11 protein-coding genes are annotated in these 18,804 nt (G+C 58.5%); 8 read left to right on the top strand and 3 right to left on the bottom strand.

The genetic code is table 11. From position 1 onward, the window contains the following. The first annotated feature begins 96 nt into the window (after positions 1 to 96). Both QM609_RS16740 and QM609_RS16735 read left to right on the top strand, forming a co-directional pair. Positions 97 to 1,542, top strand: coding sequence for an amino acid permease (locus tag QM609_RS16740; protein ID WP_047889245.1), 1,446 nt, complete (start codon positions 97 to 99; stop codon positions 1,540 to 1,542). Continuing rightward, entirely contained in the window at positions 1,539 to 2,459 is a 921-nt protein-coding gene (locus tag QM609_RS16735; protein WP_003940649.1) for a universal stress protein, read from the top strand. Before QM609_RS16740 ends, QM609_RS16735 begins: the two co-directional genes overlap by 4 nt. 42 nt (positions 2,460 to 2,501) lie before the next feature. On the opposite strand, the gene QM609_RS16730 is transcribed toward QM609_RS16735, so the two are convergent. Then, positions 2,502 to 3,503 carry an MBL fold metallo-hydrolase gene (locus QM609_RS16730; RefSeq protein ID WP_050655378.1) on the bottom strand — a complete coding sequence of 334 codons (1,002 nt, stop codon included), beginning with the start codon at positions 3,501 to 3,503 and terminating at the stop codon, positions 2,502 to 2,504. Positions 3,504 to 3,800: 297 nt separating this feature from the next. On the opposite strand from QM609_RS16730, the gene QM609_RS16725 reads away from it, so the two are divergent. After that, positions 3,801 to 4,901, top strand: coding sequence for an LLM class flavin-dependent oxidoreductase (locus QM609_RS16725; RefSeq protein WP_050655377.1), 1,101 nt, complete (start codon positions 3,801 to 3,803; stop codon positions 4,899 to 4,901). A 1,478-nt stretch (positions 4,902 to 6,379) separates the two neighbouring features. Here QM609_RS16725 and QM609_RS16720 read toward each other — a convergent pair. Beyond that, positions 6,380 to 6,751 (bottom strand): hypothetical protein, encoded by a 372-nt coding sequence (locus QM609_RS16720; RefSeq protein ID WP_050655375.1) that lies wholly within the window; start codon positions 6,749 to 6,751, stop codon positions 6,380 to 6,382. Positions 6,752 to 6,871: 120 nt separating this feature from the next. On the opposite strand from QM609_RS16720, the gene QM609_RS16715 reads away from it, so the two are divergent. Next, a complete protein-coding gene (locus QM609_RS16715; RefSeq protein ID WP_283337314.1) occupies positions 6,872 to 12,439 on the top strand; it encodes a PDDEXK-like endonuclease domain-containing protein in 5,568 nt (1,855 codons plus the stop codon). Positions 12,440 to 12,482: 43 nt separating this feature from the next. On the opposite strand, the gene dndA is transcribed toward QM609_RS16715, so the two are convergent. Further along, the gene (gene dndA, locus QM609_RS16710) at positions 12,483 to 13,676 is read right to left on the bottom strand and encodes a cysteine desulfurase DndA (RefSeq protein WP_149357650.1); all 1,194 of its coding nucleotides are present in this window, start codon (positions 13,674 to 13,676) and stop codon (positions 12,483 to 12,485) included. 51 nt (positions 13,677 to 13,727) lie between these two features. Here dndA and dndB point away from each other — a divergent pair, with 51 nt between their 5' ends. The 4 genes from dndB to dndE are packed head-to-tail and all read left to right on the top strand — an operon-like array spanning position 13,728 to position 18,800. Continuing rightward, positions 13,728 to 14,909, top strand: a complete 1,182-nt coding sequence (gene dndB / locus QM609_RS16705; RefSeq protein ID WP_149357651.1) for a DNA sulfur modification protein DndB — start codon at positions 13,728 to 13,730, stop codon at positions 14,907 to 14,909. Continuing rightward, positions 14,906 to 16,444 (top strand): DNA phosphorothioation system sulfurtransferase DndC, encoded by a 1,539-nt coding sequence (dndC, locus tag QM609_RS16700; RefSeq protein WP_149357652.1) that lies wholly within the window; start codon positions 14,906 to 14,908, stop codon positions 16,442 to 16,444. The genes dndB and dndC overlap by 4 nt, the downstream gene beginning before the upstream one ends. Continuing rightward, positions 16,441 to 18,414, top strand: a complete 1,974-nt coding sequence (gene dndD / locus QM609_RS16695) for a DNA sulfur modification protein DndD (RefSeq protein ID WP_149357653.1) — start codon at positions 16,441 to 16,443, stop codon at positions 18,412 to 18,414. Before dndC ends, dndD begins: the two co-directional genes overlap by 4 nt. Beyond that, positions 18,414 to 18,800: a DNA sulfur modification protein DndE gene (gene dndE, locus QM609_RS16690; RefSeq protein ID WP_166502466.1), complete on the top strand. Its 387-nt coding sequence runs from the start codon at positions 18,414 to 18,416 to the stop codon at positions 18,798 to 18,800. Before dndD ends, dndE begins: the two co-directional genes overlap by 1 nt. Positions 18,801 to 18,804 lie beyond the last annotated feature (4 nt).

Genomic DNA, 18,804 nt, shown 5'->3' with positions numbered 1-18,804 from the left:
AGCTGGGCAACTTTGCTCCAACTGTTGTGTCGCAGGACACTTACGTGCAGTATGAGGATACAACAGTTTCCTACCAGGCACTCTAGAGGAGCGTCGATGGCTACTCTCGTCAAACACGTACTTCGGCGCAAGCCGGCTTTGCAGATAGACCAGGAGACCGGCGCAGATACCAACGGCGGTGAGCTGACCCGCAGTATCGGTTTGGCGCAGTTGTCCATGTTCGGCATCGGCGCCACGATCGGCACCGGTATTTTCTTCGTCCTCTCGCAGGCGGTCCCGGTTGCCGGTCCGGCAGTGATCATCTCCTTCGTTGTTGCCGGTATCGTTGCGGGACTCACGGCGATCTGTTACGCGGAGTTGGCCGGAGCTGTCCCAGCGTCGGGCTCGTCGTATTCCTACGCTTACGCGACGCTCGGAGAGCTTCCGGCCATGGCCGTCGGCGCGTGTCTGCTTCTCGAGTACGGAGTCTCGGCCGCGGCGGTGTCCGTCGGATGGTCGCAATATTTGAACCAGCTACTGGGCAACCTCTTCGGGTTCCAGATTCCCGACGCGTTGTCACAAGCGCCGGAGCAGGGCGGCATCATCAATCTGCCCGCAGTGATCCTGGTGTGCCTGTGCGGTGTTCTGCTCATCCGCGGCGCCAGTGAATCGGCCAAGGCCAACGCCATCATGGTCTCGATCAAACTCGCAATTCTGCTGCTCTTCATCGTGGTCGGCATCGCCGGATGGAACAGCAATCACTTCGCCGACTTCGCACCGTTCGGATTCAGCGGCGTCATGTCCGCCGCCGGAATCATCTTCTTCTCGTACATCGGCCTCGACGCTGTGTCCACCGCCGGCGAAGAAGTGAAGAACCCTCGTCGCAATCTCCCTCTCGCGATCCTCATTGCGCTCGTGTCTGTCACTGCGATCTACATCGCCGTTGTCGCCGTGGCGATCGGTGCACAGGATTCCGCATCGTTCGAAGGTCAGGAAGCCGGGCTGTCCGCCATCCTCGAACAGGTGACCGGATCTACCTGGCCGGGAACACTTCTGGCCGCCGGTGCGGTGATCTCGATCTGCAGCGTCACGCTCGTGGTCATATACGGTCAGACCCGCATTCTGTTCGCGATGTCACGCGACGGCATGATTCCGTCGATCTTCCACAAGGTGAACCCGCGGACTCTGACGCCGGTGCCCAACACCATTATCGTCTGCGTCGTCATCAGCATTCTGGCCGGTTTCATTCCCATCAACTTCCTCGCCGAAATGACCAGTATCGGAACCCTGGTGGCCTTCCTTGTGGTCTCGATCGGGGTCATCATCCTGCGGCGCAGTGACCCGGACCTGCCGCGCAGCTTCAAAGTTCCCGGCTATCCGGTGACGCCGATCCTCTCGATCCTGGGTTGCCTGTGGATCATCAAGGACCTCCGAACCGTCACGATCTACGTGTTCCTCGTCTGGGTGACCGTCGCGATCATCTGGTACTTCGCCTACGGTATGAAGCACTCGCGGCTCGGTGCGAAGAACCGCGCCGAATTGGGATCGGAGTCCGACTCATGACGCTGCTCGCGGGATACGCACCCGACGGTGACAGTTCCGGAACCGTCCATCTGGCAACGCTGTTGGCGCGCTCGTCCGGTGAACCGTTGGTGATCTGCGCGGTGATTCCCTCGCCGCCACCGCCCGGAATGGCGCGGGTCGACGCCGAATACCACCAGCAGTTGCGAGCCGAAGCCGAAGCGGCACTGGCGAAAGCGCGGGCAGACATGCCCTCCGACGTCGACGTGACCTATGTCGTGCATGAGGCTCAGTCGACGTCGAGTGGCCTGCTCGATCTCGTTCACGAGCACGAAGCCAAGATGATCGTCCTGGATTCGTCTACGGCCGGGGTGTTCGGTCACGTGGCTCTCGGCAGTGTCACCTCACGCTTGCTGCACAGCTCCGACGTTCCGGTCGCCCTGGCGCCGAGGGGATTTCGAACCAAGCCCGGTGAGGTGGTTCGCCGCGTCACCGCCGCATACTCGGGCACACCCGATCAAGACGATCTGGTGCTCGCCGCCGCGACCGTGGCTGCGCGTGTCGATGCCGGACTCAGACTGGCGGCGTTTGCAGTTCGTGCGAACGCGCAGTACACGACCACGCTCGGGACCGAGGGGGATTCACCGATCATCTCTGAGTGGGCCGAGGTGGTCGAGCGCGAGACCAACGCTGCCTTCGAGCGCGTGCGTGCACTGCCCGAAATACCCGACGTCATGGAATCGGTTATCAGCCATGGTCGTAACTGGGCCGAGGCGCTCGAGGGCGTCGAGTGGGACCGAGGTGACGTTCTGACTGTCGGCTCGAGCAAGGCAGGTCCACTGGCGCGGGTGTTCCTCGGCAGTCGGGCAGCGAAGATCGTGCGGTACTCACCGGTTCCGGTGGTGGTGGTCCCGCGATCGGCGTCGACCCGAATAGTCGATCAGGCCGAAGCGGAATAGAGATCAGGGCCGACGAGCGGAGTGCTTGTCGGCCCTGATCTTTCAGACGGAGCGAGCGAAGAGCGCGGGCTCGGAGCCGGGAACCTGAGAGACCTGCTCTCGGGCAACCAGATGGCGAAGGTGAGCTGCACCTTCGGACAACGCCATCGTCTTTCCCATCGGGGAGATCTCGGCCCACGGCTTGTACCACTTCATCTTTGCCGCGACGTCCCACACGGTGAGCTTGTCGTCGGCGAACTCCTGGAGCAGGTGATCGAGTCGCTCCTGGTGATGCTCGATCAGCTCACCGGCGCGACCTCCGACGTCGTCGATCGGAATGCCGTGAGCGCCGAGACCGCGGGTGATGTTCATGTTCTGCACCCGTGCGAGCGAGTCGAGGAAATCGGCGAGGGCGTCACGCTCGTCGAGTGGGTACACGAAGTTGCCGACGTGTGGTGTCGTCTTCTGCAGGACGTGGTCGCCAGTGAACATGACGTCGGCGTCGTCGAGGTAGAAGCAGACGTGACCAGGCGTGTGGCCGGGGGTGTAGACAACGCGGAGGCCGCGGCCGGTGAGCGCGATGATCTCGTCGTCCGCGAGAAGGCGGTCGGGAGCCGACTCGGGGCCCACCGGAGACTCACCCGCGGCAGCCAGTCGGAAGGCATCACGGTCAGCTGCGGGCGCTCCGGCACGTTCCATGTTGTCGAGCTGGTACGCCATCCACTCCTCGTTACGCGCAGTGGCCATCTGATCGAACAGGTAGTGGTCGTCCTCGTGCATGGCGATCCAGGCGCCGGACGCCTCGCGGACCCGTCCGCACAGTCCGGTGTGGTCCGGATGGAAGTGCGTGACCACGACGCCCTCGATGTCGGTCACTGAATGCCCGATCTCGGCGAGCCCCGCGTTGAGGCCCTGCCAGCCGTTCTCGTCACCCCAACCAGCGTCGACCAAGATCAGTCCGCCGGGGGATTCCATGGCGTAGACGAGCGTGTGCCCGAGCGGATTGTCCGTGATCGGGACAGGAATCTGGAATATGCCATCACCGATGGCTGCCGCACCATTCATAACAAGTACCTCTTAACGAGTAAGGGAACGCACTCTTAGTACTTCATGTTTACCGTGCGCTCGTTTGGTTGGTGACACAGGTCCTGCCTGGCGGGAGTTCGGCATGTTTTCGGGCGACTTCGGATCGGGGAGAGTTTTATCGACCGAATAGTGCCATTGATTCGAAAGTAGTTGTTGAATAGGGTTTTTCGTGATCTCGTCGTGTCAGGGGCGTCCTCGGATGGCGGATCCGTCGACGAGTCGCGCACTAGCCTCCGAGGGACAGGCGCGCTGTGCGGTTATCGAGAAAGACGGGTCATGCGTTTTCAGGTTCTGGACATCATTTTCAACCCACCCCATCCAGTGACCGGCGAGGAAGTTGCCCCGTCCGATCGGCTCAACCGCGTCGTCGAACTGGCGGTTCTCGCCGAAGAACTAGGTATCGATTCGTTCTCGGTGGGTGAGCGCCACGCCGGGCCGGTTCTTTCGTCGGCGCCAACCGTCGTTTTGGGGGCAATTGCGCAGGCCACAGACAGAATCCTGCTCTCGACGGGTGTCACCGTTCTGTCGCTACTCGACCCGATTCGAGTCGCCGAAGATTTCGGAACCATCGATCAGCTGAGCCGGGGACGCCTCGAGATCGTGATCGGCAAGGGCAACGAGGTCCTTCAGTACCCGCTCCTCGGGTTGGATATCGCCAAGCAGTACGAGTACCTCACCGAGAACTACGAACTCCTCAAACTGCTGATCAGCGAGGAAAACGTCAAGTGGGTGGGAACGCACCGGCCTTCGCTCGAGGACGCGACGACGTTACCGCGTCCCTACGACGGACCGTTCCGTATCTGGCATGGATCGGCTACCTCGTTCGAGGCCGTCGAACTGGCGGCGAAGTGGGGCGACCCCATCGTCACCGCCAACGCCTTCCAGCCTCGTGAGAACTACAAAGTGCTGATCGACCACTACCGCGAGCAGTACCTGGCGTACGGGCACGACCCGTCCAAGGCGTACGTCGGCTCGGGTTCGGGTGGATTGTTCCTCGCCGATACCACCGAGCAGGCCATCGAAGAGTTCCGTCCGATCTACGAGGGCGCCGTTGCGCAAGCTGACAAACGCAAGCACGACCCCAAAGCGGTCGGAAAGTCGACGAGCTTCCGGACGATCGAGGAAGCCGTCGACCGTGGGCCGGCATTGGTCGGGTCTTCGGAGCGAGTCGCCGAGAAGATCCTCGATTATCACGAGAGCTACGGCCACGATTTCCAATCGGTGTCGGTCAATCACGTGCTCGACTTCGAGCAGCAGAAGGACACCCTGCGCCGCTTTGCCGAAGAAGTGATTCCCCTCGTGAAGGCGGAAGTGTCGACCAACCTGTGGAGCGTCGGCGACGAGGATCGGGCGAAGGGTTTCACCGCCGTCGACTGAAGACCTCGTTGAGTTGAGTACTTGGGTTGGATGTGGACGCACCCGCACAATTAACGACACAGAGAGGCGTTGGTTGCGTAGTTCGTAGCCCGAGCCTGTCGTGGTGTCGTGCTAATGATTATCTGGACAGGTGCACTGCATGCCTCGAAGTGTGCACATTCATCAGTGAGTTGGCGAATTTGTTAGCGGAGGAATAAGTGCGGCGGTACGACGGGCTCAACGGGCAGATCGTTATCGATGGTCCGTACTTGTGGCTCACGCGGGAACATGTGCCGGCACCGTTGGATGTCAGACTACCGTTGGAGCCCAGACGGGTACTCCTGGAGAAGGTCGTGGGGTGCCTATTCGAGGCTGGAGAGCCGGCTGGAGTCGGCTCGGTCTGTGTGTTGGTCGAAGATGCAGCGACCATCGACGCGTACAGCGCCGACGAACATCCGGACGCTATTGTCTTTGCTCCGGATTCGCGCGAGGAATTCAGAAAGCTGGCGGCCCTGCTATCGGGCGCAAGTAATGAATCGACCAGTGACGAATCACGAGAAATCACATCTGCCAAGAAGTTCCTTGCAGCACTCGATTCGCTTGACGGACTGGCTGCTGCGGAAGAAATTGTGTCTGTTGTTGCAGGCGTGGACGAGGACGAAGGCGACTACGACGTTTACAACCAACTGGCGGACGAACTCGATATTCTCGACAACGATCCGAGGGTGACGTGGGCTTGGATCGGGGAGTGCTGGTTTGCGGTCGGGGGATTGGCTCCTGGCTCCGAGGACGATCGCACGAAGACGCTTCGAGCGTTTGCATCACTAGCGCAATCTCTCCCCGCCCATGCGGGAACCAAACAGCTTTCGAATGCCGTGAAGGGAACACCTCTCTCTCATTTGTCAACAATGAGGCTGGCACAGCTGTGGGAGTTGGTAGCTCACCTGGTCGACGACTCAGACGACTCACAAGTACCTGGCGATGTCTGCCCTGCCGACGCTTCGACTCTGCCGGTGAGCGTGCGGCCTGTCGCGGCTCCCTCTTATGTGCGGCCGGTTGCGAGAACAGTGCTGACTCGTCCTGCAGTGATGGTTCCTACTGAAAAGTCGAATGAACAAGTTCCTCGACCTAGTCCGCCATCGACACGGTTGCCGACAGGTTCTGCCGCAGTCGGCCGAAAGTGGCGAGTGTGGCTTGACTGCGAAGGGTTTCGCACATTGGCAGTCTGCGATCCGGTTTCTGGTGAAACCCACATCACCAAGGGCGATCTGGAAGGCCGACGATTCACGGACCCCTCCGCTGCTGCCAGCGCAGTGATCGACCGATATGACCCGGGTAGTTCACAGGGCGTCGACGGATGGACACTGTGGACATTGCATGACGGGTCAGGGCGATCGATTGGTTCCATGAGAGGTGCATCATCGGCCGGCAGAGTTGGGGCGGTCTCGACGCCGAAACCCGGTACCCGGACCGTTTCATCGGCCGAACAACTGAGTACGTCAGATCGTGGGGTCCTGTGGTTCCTGCAGATGGTGCGTACCCGCGGTGCAGAGTGTGGGCGCCTGGATTCTTCGCGACGAACAGCTGTGTGGATATCCACGAAAAGCGGACGACGGTTCATCGTTCGGGTCAAGACGCGCACAGCCGGCACGTGGCAAGCCCAGAAGAGCGATGAGGATCTGACGCTGGACGACACCGGATCGAGGTTTTGGGCCTTCGTCGATCTCGCCGGCGCGGAACCTGCCGTCTTCATTCTGCATTCCACCGAAGTAGCAGCCGGCATCCGAAAGGTGACCGACGATTGGGTTGCGCATGACCGGCGACGTGACCGAACGGGGCATCACGCGATCGAGCTGAGTCGGGTTGCTCATGGACAAAGCAGATGGGATCTGCTCGGCCTTCGGAAATAGGCACGCCGGAATTGCGGGGTCGCGAGAATTTGTCCGACTCCTTCTTTACTCTTGTGTGTGATGTGGCGCTGCAGTGCCCTTGTGAACAATGAGAGGGGCGAGCAGTTGCCGAATCCGGAGGACGATCCGCAGCTCAAAGACCGCGTTCAACGATTGATGAAGTTCCTACGTGAACTGGTCAAGGCTCGAACCAAGCCTGTGCGCAATCTTCGCCAGCATGACAACATCATCTGGCTCAGTGGCAATTTGCTATCGATGTCCATCGAGCACAGTGCATCGGGTGGGGAAGTTCTGCTCCGCGCGCGCCGGATCTCGCTGGACGACGCACCTGCAGTGCCCGTTGGCCTGCGCGGCTGGGTGCTAGGAAATATTGCGGATTCGGCATCGACGCCGACACTTTCGGAAGAGCCGTCAGGTGTCGACGCGACATTTGAGCGATGGCTTGCAGAGTGGCGGATGTGGGCGAAACTAGATCAGGAGCGTCGACCATTCTGGCTCTTGTATCAGGATCTGCAAAAGGTTCTTCAAGAACTCACTTCTCGGCCGGAGTCTGTCGAGCTGGTACTTGCATCAGGTCTGCTCGAGCTGTCGGCTAATGCGGCGGGCGAAGATATCAGGACACACATCATCAGTCAGTCGGCCACCGTCGAACGAGATGAATCGTCGGGTGACCTGTTGGTGCGGCTTTCGCCAGATAGTGCACCGAGGCTCGAGGACACGCAGCTACTGACCGGGCTCCATATTTTCGACGGAACCGGGTCGCGGTCTCTCCAGGAGAGTTTGATCGACTACACGTCGCCAGTAGCCGACAATATCGTTGTCTTCTTGAAAGAATGGGCTGCGCGAGCGCTGACAACAACTGTTGAAGTCGGCGATACGGCATCGGCGTCCCGAACCGGCCGAGCGCTAACTCCCGCACCAGCGCTCGTCCTTCGCAAGCGCGGCGCCTTCGCTCTGGTCGAGTACTACGAGGCGATGATTGCCGAAGCCGAACATGATGGAACTGCAATACCGTTGGGTCTCGCGCAACTAGTCACGCCGATCGAGCCGGAAGATCGTATCGCATGGCTGGAACGGACGGGTTCGGCCGCCACCGTTGCCTACGCGGAAGATCCGCTGTTCCCATTGCCGGCCAATCGGGAACAGGGCGACATCATCGAGAGACTCATCGGTGACAGCGGAGTGGTGGTCGAAGGTCCACCAGGCACTGGCAAGACACATACCATCGCAAACTTGGTGTCGGCACTGTTGGCCAAGGGGCAACGCGTGCTGGTTACCAGTGAAAAGTCGCAGGCACTGCGAGTATTGAGGGATAAGCTTCCCGACGAAATGAAGGAGCTGTGCGTTTCCATCACGGACATCGGACGTGGCGGATCGACCGAACTGAACAAAAGCGTCGCTGAAATTGCAACGCGCAAAGCATCATTCAATCACAGGGCGTCGGCAGAGGTCGTCGACGGTCTGAACGACAAGAGGAATCAGGCGCTTAGCCGTAAGGCGGCAATTACGGAAGAGATCAGAGCCCTACGCGAGCGGGAGACTTTCAAGCATCCCTTTGTTGCTCAGGGATATTCGGGGACCGCAGCCGAGATAGTGCGTGATGTCGTCGCTTGCGGCCAGCGGTATGAATGGCTTCCGGCGCCATTGCAGTCGGCTGCGCCAAGCTTGGATCTTCCTCAGTTTCGACAACTCCTGGCGTTGGCGTCGCAATCGAACCCAGTTCGCGCACAGCGGGCACATCAAACGTTTCCAGTGATCGAGGGCAGGCTTCCACAGTGGCCTGACCTGCAGCGTGCCTGTGAGGCGGCCGCGACCATTCCAGCTCCTCTGAATCCCGCTGCGGCGGAGCTTTTGCAAGTCCTCGACGGTGCTAGTCCGGCGACGTTGGCGGAGATCGGTGATAGATGCAAACGGCTTCAGTTCGCAGTAGCCGCAGTACGCGAGTTGGATCCGGCCTACCAGGGTGTTGCAGACGGAATACTGTCCGGAAGCGCGGCCCACTTGTGGTCGAAGACTGCCAAAATCCCAGAACTCCTCCACGTCGCGGCGCAGGCTGACCAGCATGTCGGCGTACGTGTGGTGGAAACCGAGGTCGATGGACGGCGCGCTGCGGTCGTATTCCACGAACTTGCTGTTGCGATGGAAAACGGCCAGGAATGGCGTGGACGATTCCGCAAGAGTGACCAACAAAAGGCCGTCGAAGAGCTGGGCCCTGTCCCCACCGTGGACGGCCAACCTGCAACGTCAACCGAGAATGTCCGATACGTTGCGGAACACCTGCGGGCCTTGGATTGTGTGCGGTCAGCGGCAGCGATCCTTGCCGATCTCGGAGTTAGTTTAACTACCAAGGGTTCTCGCGCCTTGCAAGTGAACAACTTGCATCGCACTGTGAGTGAAGTGCAAACCGTCAATGCCTGCGTGGCCGAAGTGCGGGCGCTCGTAGAGAGGCTTGTTGCCGTAGGCCAAGGCGCGCCGCCAATCCGAGGGCTTGCGCAGGCGCAGGCAGTAGCAGCTGCGGCCGATGCGGTCGCTGACACTGACCGAGCTGAGCAAGCTCAGACTTACATGCGGCAGCTCAGCGTGGAAATTGCCGGAGCATTTGCAGGCGCGGTTTCACCTGAAAGTCAGGCATTGATCGAAGCGATCGACGCGGCCGACGTCGACGGTATCTCGCATGCGTTGACCGGGTTGGAGATCGCTCGTCGAGAGCGCGACGAAGAGATTCAGCTCAACACGCTGAGTGCGCAATTGGAATCAGAAGCACCGAATCTGGCCCAGTTGATTCGGGGAACGTCCGACGACTCGAGTTGGAACGTCAGACTCGATGAACTCGACGATGCATGGGCGTGGAGGCGTGCCCAAGCCTGGGTGCAGAAACAGCATGAGCCTGGGCGTGACAAAGAACTCGAGCATGTACTCGCCGTCACGGAGGCAGATATTTCCCAGCTGACGGCTAAACTCGCGGCAGAGCGAGCGTGGATCGGTTGCCTCGAACGGATGACCGCGGAACAAGTCGGAGCCCTGCAGTCGTACCGCGATCACGTTGCCAATACCGGCAAGGGCACCGGAAAGTACGCCGAGACCTTCCGTGTCGCAGCGCGCGATGCGATGCAGAAGGCACAGGGCGCGGTACCTGCCTGGGTTATGCCACTTCAACAGGTACTTGCATCGATTCCGCCAGAGCCCAATAGCTTCGACGTCGTTGTCGTCGACGAAGCCAGCCAGGCAGATCTCAGTAGCCTCTTCCTCCTGTGGCTGGCACCCCGGGTCATTGTGGTCGGAGACGACAAACAATGCGCGCCAAGTGAAGTAGCGTCCGGCGCGCTCGACGACGTTTTCGGTCGGTTGGAAACGTATCTACCGGACATGCCCGTATATCTGCGGAGCAGCCTCACCCCACGATCGAGTATGTTCTCGATGCTTCGGACCAGATTCGGCCAGGTGGTTCGTCTGCGCGAACACTTCCGGTGCATGCCCGAGATCATCAACTGGTCGAGCAATCAATTCTACCGCGACGCGCCGTTGATCCCGGTTCGACAGTACGGCGCTGACCGCCTTCCGCCGCTTCGTACCACTTACGTTCCCGGCGGGGCTGTCACCGGCAAGAACGCAGCGTTGGTCAACCGAACAGAGGCCCTCGCCATCGCCGACGCCATCGAGGCGTGCCTGTCCGATACGGCGTACGCGGGTAAGACCTTCGGCGTCGTCGTACTGCAAGGGCAGCGTCAGGTCGACCTCATTCAAAACGAATTGCTCAAACGGCTCGATGTCGACCAGTGGGAGGACCGCAGACTTCGGATCGGAACACCCCCGGATTTCCAGGGCGACGAGCGACACGTAATCCTTCTGTCTATGGTGATCGGGCCTGAACAACGCGTGATGGCCATGACAAAGAACGAGTACCAGCGTCGGTACAACGTCGCGGCATCACGAGCCCAAGATCAGCTCTGGCTGTTCCATTCCGTGACGTCGGACAATCTGCAATCCACCGACCTTCGTCACTCCTTGATGACGTACATGCAGAGCACGTCGTCGGCGCCGGCCGATCCTATGCCCGAGCACGTCACTCGAGACAGTAAGCACAGCGAATTCGACAGTCTTTTCGAGCAACGAATCTTCCTCGACATCGTTGCGCGCGGGTACCACGTCAACTGCCAAGTAGAAGTAAACGGCAGACGAATCGATCTGGTAGTCACCGGTTCTGCCGGTCGGCTCGCCGTCGAATGTGATGGCGACCATTGGCATTCGACACCTGACCAAGTTCGCTCGGACATGGAACGCGAGCGTGAACTCAAGCGGTGCGGCTGGGAGTTCTGGCGCATTCGAGAATCCGAGTACTACATGGACCCCGTTGCCTCACTGTCCGGCCTGTGGGCCGAGCTTGATCGCCGCGGAATTTCTCCGGGATCAGTGGCATCCTCGCCGCTGGCGAAAGACACTACAGCCGTGTGGGTTCCGCCTGTGATGCCTAATGACGAATCACTGGCCGAGGACGTTGCGGAGGCCGAGCTGGCCAATGTGATTCCTGCTGATGTGCCGGTGCCTGTTGTGACAGTGCCTGTTGTGATTGTCGGTATTCCAGGAGAGTCGCTTGAGGTTATAGAGGGTGGCCAAGGGATGTCGTCTGAGGCCGAGATCAAGATTGTGGATCCCGTGGTCGAGACCGACTCCGAGACAACGATGCCGGTGTTCAAGGTGTCGTCGGTGTGGGAGGTAATGCCGGATAGCGCTATCCCGCGGCCGGAGGACTATCTATTTGATCGGTGGTTGACGGAAGTTGAGTCTGGACCGCAATCAGCCGGGGGGGTGGCTGATTTGTGGCAGCTTGACCGTGTGCAAGTGTGGGCAGCGGCAAGAAAGTTAGTGCACGAGAACAAGTTATGCAGGGTGGGTGTCCGCCCGGATATTCGTTATCAGTTGGTGCCGTCGGCAGACAGCGTGCTTGATGGCCAAGGAATCGTGAATCCGCACGCTGATACTAGTTCGGATGGGGTTACTTCTGAACGACAGCGTCATCCCAGCGATTTATCAGCGGGTGTTCTCCCACGGTTGGATAAGGGTCGGGCCGAACAAGTTGTCCTGGCGTACGCGGAATCTGTGCCGGTCAATGTGGATCAAGTAATGCGGCTCACCCGGTTTGATGAAGGCTCCGCGATCCAATTGCTGGACGGGTTGAAGAAGCGGGGAGTACTTCGGAGTGCCGACCAAGATGGAATAACAGTATGGATGAGAAACATTGACGGCGTCCAAGAGGAAGCGCTGGCAGATGTAGCGGCATCGCAACCGGTGGTGCAGGTTGAGGCTTTTGCTGAAACTAGCGAAACTACAGATATTGCGGAGATTTTGGCGCTAATCGACGCGCCGATGGGACATCCTTCTCACGAGATTGCAAGTCCGCATCGAGGTACCAGATCTCGGATTTTCGCGGTGTACAAGGGGGTTCGCACAGAGGCAGTCTTTGTGCACGGAACTAACGAAGTGACCTTGACAAGTGGGCCGCTGAGCGGCCAAGGCTATCAGACACCTAGTGGTGCGGCTAGGGCAGTAGTGGCTTATCAAAGCCCGACGATCAACCCGCTGCGCAACGGCTGGGAATTTTGGAACCTGGACGATGGATCTGGGCGCCAACTCAGAGCATACAAAGGTTGATTGAGTGTGCGTCTCGACGTCTGAGTGAGTTGGCGTCTGATCGTCACGGAGTTCGGATGTGATGGAGCCGTTCGGCAATTGCGGACCAGTTCGGAAGTTCAGTTAGGTGGCTCCATGAGAAGCGAAGTGCGCCCTGGATCCGTTTCTGGGAAAGGCCCATGGCGACGAGAACATGACTCGGGTCGTAGCTTTGAGAAGTGCAGGCAGACCCGTTTGAAATGGCGGCGATATCTTTGAGCGCGACGATAGCGGCTTCTGAATCCACGCCGGGAATCGAGAAGTTGAGCGTGTGTGGCATCGTGAATTCTGGATCGCCATTCAGATCCGCGTTGAGAGGCTTGAGGGCGTCCAGTAAGCCCCTGCGCAATTCGAGGCAGTGATCACGCCATACCGTGTGATTTGTCATTGCGGCTATTGAAGCTGTTCCCAACCCTGCGATGAGCGCTACTGGGAGTGTCCCTGAACGTAGCCCCCGTTCTTGGCCGCCTCCGATAGTCAAGGGTGTGAGGGGAACTCGATTATAGCCGCGACGTCGAACTACTAACGCACCAATTCCCTTGGGCGCGTACAGCTTATGTCCGGAAATGCTGATCATATCGATGCGTGGTGAGACTATATGATTCGTAATTTTCCCGAACGCCTGTGCCGCATCGACGTGGAAGTAGGCGTCGTGTGTGTCTAGCACTTTTGCGACGTCGGGGATTGGCTGGATGACACCGGTTTCGTTGTTCGCAGCCATGATCGAGACGATGAGGGTGTCTGGGCGTAGAGCCTCGGCAACGTCGTCGGGATTTATTCGCCCGTCAGCGGAGGAAGGAAGCAATGTCACCTCGAACCCTCGTTGTCGTAGGCGCTCGACGGGTTCCAGCACAGCCTTGTGTTCGATTTGCGTTGCAATAATGTGGCGTCGTGCGGTTCGCGTGCCAGCTTCCTCAAGCCCGAGGATTGCAATGTTGTTGCTTTCAGTTGCCCCGCTTGTGAAGACGACTTCGTCTGGTTTGGCGGAAACAACCGCTGCAACTTCCTCGCGCGCGCGATTGACTCGCTGTTTCGCTCGTTGCCCATAGGAGTGAGTTCTGCTGCCTGCGTTGCCATATTCGTCTTGGAGGAACAAGAGCACCTCGGCAAGCACCGCTGGATCCACGGGAGTCGTCGCGTTGCAGTCGAGGTACGTCGGATGGTTTGAATCACCCGAATTGCCTCGACTGTTGGTGTCGGTGCCCGGCGCTATCGTCATGTACGTAACTTTACGTGACGGATGCAGGAGTAGTTCGTTTCGGTTTGGGAAATGTTCGGATGTATAGTTCCGAACAGGCGTAGTTGCAAACAGTCGGGGGTACAGGTGGACAACGGTCCAAAAAATGACAAGCTGCGAAGCACCGGTTTCGAGTACGTGTTCCCGGCAATCCGCGGGATCCAAGCTGGGCGAGAGTACTTCGTGACGATGTGTCCGTTGCGCTTGATCCCCAGATTGTTCCTGTTCGGCGACGAGGAGCTTGTCCCAGAACTGCGAGCTCAGCGGACGTTGAACAGGGCAAGGGTCCCGGAGATCGCGCGATATATGGTGGACAACCCTCGCAGTTACGTTTTTTCCGCGCTTACAGCATCGGTTGACGCGAACGTGACGTTCGACGCTTTCGGTGGAGGCGGCGCGAACGATCGTGTGGGTACTTTGACAATTCCGATGTCGGCACGATTCGTTATCAACGACGGACAGCACAGGCGCGCTGCGATTCAGGAAGCTCTTAGCGAGATTCCCGAATTCGGGGACGAGACGATTCCGATCGTGATGTTCCTTGATGTCGGGCTGAAGCGTTCCCAGCAAATGTTCGCTGACTTGAATCGATATGCGATTCGCCCCGCAAAATCGATCGGTGTTCTCTACGACCACCGAGATGACATGTCCTCGATCACACGGTCAGTGGTCTTCGAGTCGGACCTGTTCTCCGATCTCACCGAGACTGAGTCCAGCAATCTTGCCGCTCGATCTCGAAGGTTGTTCACTCTGTCTGCGCTCTACAGTGCCAACCGTGCTTTGCTCGGCGGTCTCGAGGGCGAGCCGGTCGACGTGCGCGTCGACCTTGCCAAGTCGTACTGGGAGACAGTCGCACGCTATATGCCGGAATGGTCTCAGGTTCGCCAGCGTGAGGTAAGTGCAGGCGAGATCAGGCGAGACTTCATACATAGTCACGGCATAGTTCTGCACTCGCTCGGCAAAGTGGGTAACAGCCTGATTACCGGTCGTCGCGACAAGCGTTCCTGGGCAAAGACTTTGAAAAACTTGTCTGACATCGATTGGCGTCGCTCAAATTCTGCGACGTGGGAAGGACGAGCTCTTTCCGGAGGGCGGGTCTCGAAGAGTGCTGGAAACGTTCTGTTGACGACATCTCTAATACGCCAGAAGCTCGGGCTGCCGCTCCCTGTTGAGGAGCAACGCGCTGAGGACGCCTTCAATCTAGGAGAATCATGATGCGCAATATTCCGATTACGCCCGCCCGCCCTCGCTCTGCTTTTTCTGAACTCGGGTTGTCCGACACTATCGACGCGCTGATAGAGCAAACACAAGCGCTGTACCTTTCTGATGGTATTCCGTGGGTAGTCGGATACTCCGGGGGTAAAGACTCAACTGCCGTGCTTCAGTTGGTCTGGCAAGCGTTGGCCAAGCTTGAGCCTGAACAGCGGACCAAGAAGGTTCATGTCATCAGCACTGATACGTTGGTAGAAAACCCAGTTGTGTCGGCTTGGGTAACGCATTCGCTAGATACGATGCGAGCAGCGGCGATCGAGCAGGGTCTTCCGATTGAGCCGCATAAGTTGACACCCGCTGTCGCGGATACCTTTTGGGTCAATCTGGCCGGACGTGGTTACCCTGCGCCGCGGCCTAAGTTTCGTTGGTGCACCGAGCGGCTCAAGATCAAACCGTCAAATAGCTTCATAACCAACATGGTGAAGTCACACGGTGAAGCAATTCTTGTACTGGGTACGCGTAAGGCTGAAAGCTCAGGCAGGTCACATCGGATGACCGAATTGGAATCGCGTCGAGTTCGGGACATGCTGAGTCCGAACGAGTCGTTGCCGAACTGTCTCGTCTATTCCCCTGTCGAAAACTGGTCTAACGACGATGTGTGGACCTATCTGATGCAGAGCCAGAATCCTTGGGGTTATTCGAACAAGGAACTACTCACGATGTACCAAGGCGCTTCTGCTGACGGTGAGTGCCCCCTCGTCGTCGACTCGACCACGCCCAGCTGCGGGAGCAGTCGATTCGGCTGCTGGACATGCACGTTGGTGGAAAAGGACAAATCGATGTCCGCGATGATTCAGAATGATGAGGAGAAGGAGTGGATGCTTCCGCTGCTCGCGCTCCGGGATGAGCTCGACGTGGCGGACGACCGCCACTTGCGCGACTTCCGCAGGATGAACGGATCGGTTCAGCTCTTCCATGGCCGTCCTATTCCTGGTCCGTATACCCAGAATTCACGCGAGTCCTGGGTACGCAAGCTGCTTGAAGCACAAAGATGGATCCGAGATAACGGACCCGAGTACGTAAGCAGTCTTGAGTTGGTGACCTTAGCTGAGCTTGAAGAGATTCGCCGTATTTGGGTGGTCGACAAGCATGAGTTCGAAGATAATTTGCCGGCGATCTATGCGGAAGCCATGCAAGAGGAGTACCCCGGACGAACGCTCGACGAGCACCTTCCGCTCGGTCCCGAGACGGTTGCGCTGTTGCAGGAAGTAGTGGGTGACGATCGCTTGCACTTCGAACTGGTTCGCGAGCTCTTAGACATAGAGCAACGACACCAACTGCAAGCGCGACGGGCAGGAGTGTTTGATTCGTTGAGCCAGGCGCTGCGTCGCGGGTTTTACGAGAACGAAGACGATGCCTTGGATCGTGCACACACGCGAAAGAACGCATTGGACAGGACTTCTGACAGTGAAGACTTCAATGAGTTCGACATCTCTGATGGCTATATTCGTCCAATCGAGACTGAGGTAGACCGGTGATTCTCGACAAACTGGTACTCCAGAACATTGGTACCTTCGCAGGCCGACACTCGATCGACCTTGCGCCCCGATCTTCGAACAAGCCGATAATTCTGGTCGGGGGATTGAATGGGGCAGGCAAGACCACTTTCTTGGAGTCCATACACCTTGCTTTGTATGGCACTCTCGCGCAGCTGAACGGGCGCCGAACCGGCAGCTACGAGAACTACCTCGGAGGTTTGATTCATCGCGGAACCCCCGCAAGTAGCTCGTCCTCGGTGGAGTTGACATTTCGTGCACATCAACAGGGCAACGAGCACACTTATCGAATTGCCAGGAGCTGGGGGGGAACCTCAGGGGCCATTCGCGAACGGTTGGAGGTCGAAGTTGATGGTCGAGCTGATAAAGCGCTCACGTCGACGTGGGCTGAGCATGTCGAGACGTTCTTACCTCGTGGGATAGCCGGGTTATTCTTCTTTGACGGCGAGCAGATCGAAGCGTTGGCGGACATTCAAAAATCGAGGGAGGTGCTGGGTTCGGCGCTTTCAGCGCTGCTCGGTTTGGATCTGGTCGATCGGTTGACCACTGATCTCGCGGTGTTGCGCAGGCGGCACCGCGTCAATCAGATACCGGAAAGTCTGAAATCCACGGTTGACGATAAGCAGCGACTTTCCGTCGCGGCGCGTCAAGAGGAGAGCCAGGCTTTCGACGCAGTGGCAACTGCGCGAGTAGAACTGGAGCGCGCCGAGAAGCTTCACTTCGAACTGTCGGAACTATATCGATCATCTGGTGGGGAGCTTCTGGACAAGCGAGCGTCAACCGAGAGCGCACTGGAATCTCAGCGCGAGAGCCTGAAAGGTATCGAGAATGAGTTGCGTGAGGAAGCCGCTGATGTAGCACCTCTGTTGCAGGTGCAGGGACTGCTGGCTGATCTCGAGCAGCAAATACGTGCTGAATCCGGTGCGTCGCAGCATAGAGTCGTATCCGAAGTCCTTGGTTCACGCGATAATTCGGTGTTGATGCTGCTTCAGGGTGCGGAAGTCGCAAGCGATGTATTTAATGCAGTTGCGGAATTCATGAGGGTTGATCGCGAGCAACGCGAAGTGGGCAGTGCTCTCGACGTAGTAACCGGCGTCGCAGACCCAAGTCCCATTGTATTTCTGCGCTCATCCGCTTTACCCGCGGCCCAACGTAGGTTAACCAGTCTCCTTGAGCGTCGGGTGGGGGTGCGCGCGGAACTCGAACAACTCGAGCGTGTTTTGGTGGCGATGCCCGATCCGGAGTCGTTGTCGGAACTGCGAGGGAAGCTGGATCGCGCGAATGCAGAGCTGGCACGCAACCAAGCGGTGTACACGATGGTAGACGAAGCTCTTGCTGCGCGGAGGGTCGAGACCTCGAAAAGCGAGGTCGCGTATGAGAACGAACTTGATCGACTTGCGCAGGCTAACTTGTCGATTGACGATGATCTTCGTGTGGTGACGCATGTGGACAAGGTGCGAGCAACCCTCGAGGCGCTCCGTGCGGCGGCGACACGTCGGTACCTCGGTCGGATAGGAGATTTGGTTCTTGAAGCGTTGCAGCGGTTGCTTCGGAAGGAGTCACTTGTCAATTCCGTTGTGATTGACCCTGACACGTACACCGTCGAATTGGCAGGGCGCGACGGAAGCCGATTGCTGGCGAATCAGCTATCAGCAGGTGAGCGACAGTTGCTCGCGGTGTCGTTACTGTGGGGGCTCGCGCGCGCATCAGGACAACCTCTGCCGGTTGTGGTCGACACTCCGCTGGGCAGGCTTGATGGTTCGCATCGTGAGCATCTGGTCGACCGGTATTTTCCTTACGCGAGTCACCAGGTCATTCTGTTATCAACGGATACTGAAATCGACGAAGCGACGTATGCACGAATGAAAAAATTTGTCGGACGGTCCTACCGGCTGTCGTTCGATCAAGAGACCAACTCGACATCAGTTCTACCCGGCTATTTTTGGGAGTAATGCATATGCCTGTTGAACATGTTCGTCTGTCACAGTCTGCCCGCGATCAGCTCATTACACTGAAGCGCCGCACTGGTATCGCGCATTGGAATGTCCTCTGCCGCTGGGCATTATGCAGATCCCTTGCCGAGCCTAACGTTCCACCCGCGGTGAAGTTGGTTACCGATAGTAGCGTCGAAATGACGTGGCGTGTCTTTGCTGGTAACCACGGAGAGGTCCTCTGGGCGCTGGTACGTTTTCGATCTTACCGAGATGGACTGCCGCTAGACGACGAGTCGATCGCTAGCCAATTTCGCCTCCACCTACACCGTGGGATCGGCTATTTGATAGGTGACACCCGGTCCTCGGATATCGGTGGATTGGTAAAGCTCGCGCTGACAGAGTGATTTG

The organism is Rhodococcus sp. IEGM 1302, from assembly GCF_030056935.1.
GTDB lineage: Bacteria > Actinomycetota > Actinomycetes > Mycobacteriales > Mycobacteriaceae > Rhodococcus_F > Rhodococcus_F qingshengii.
This window is presented reverse-complemented; position numbering and strand designations above follow the sequence as displayed.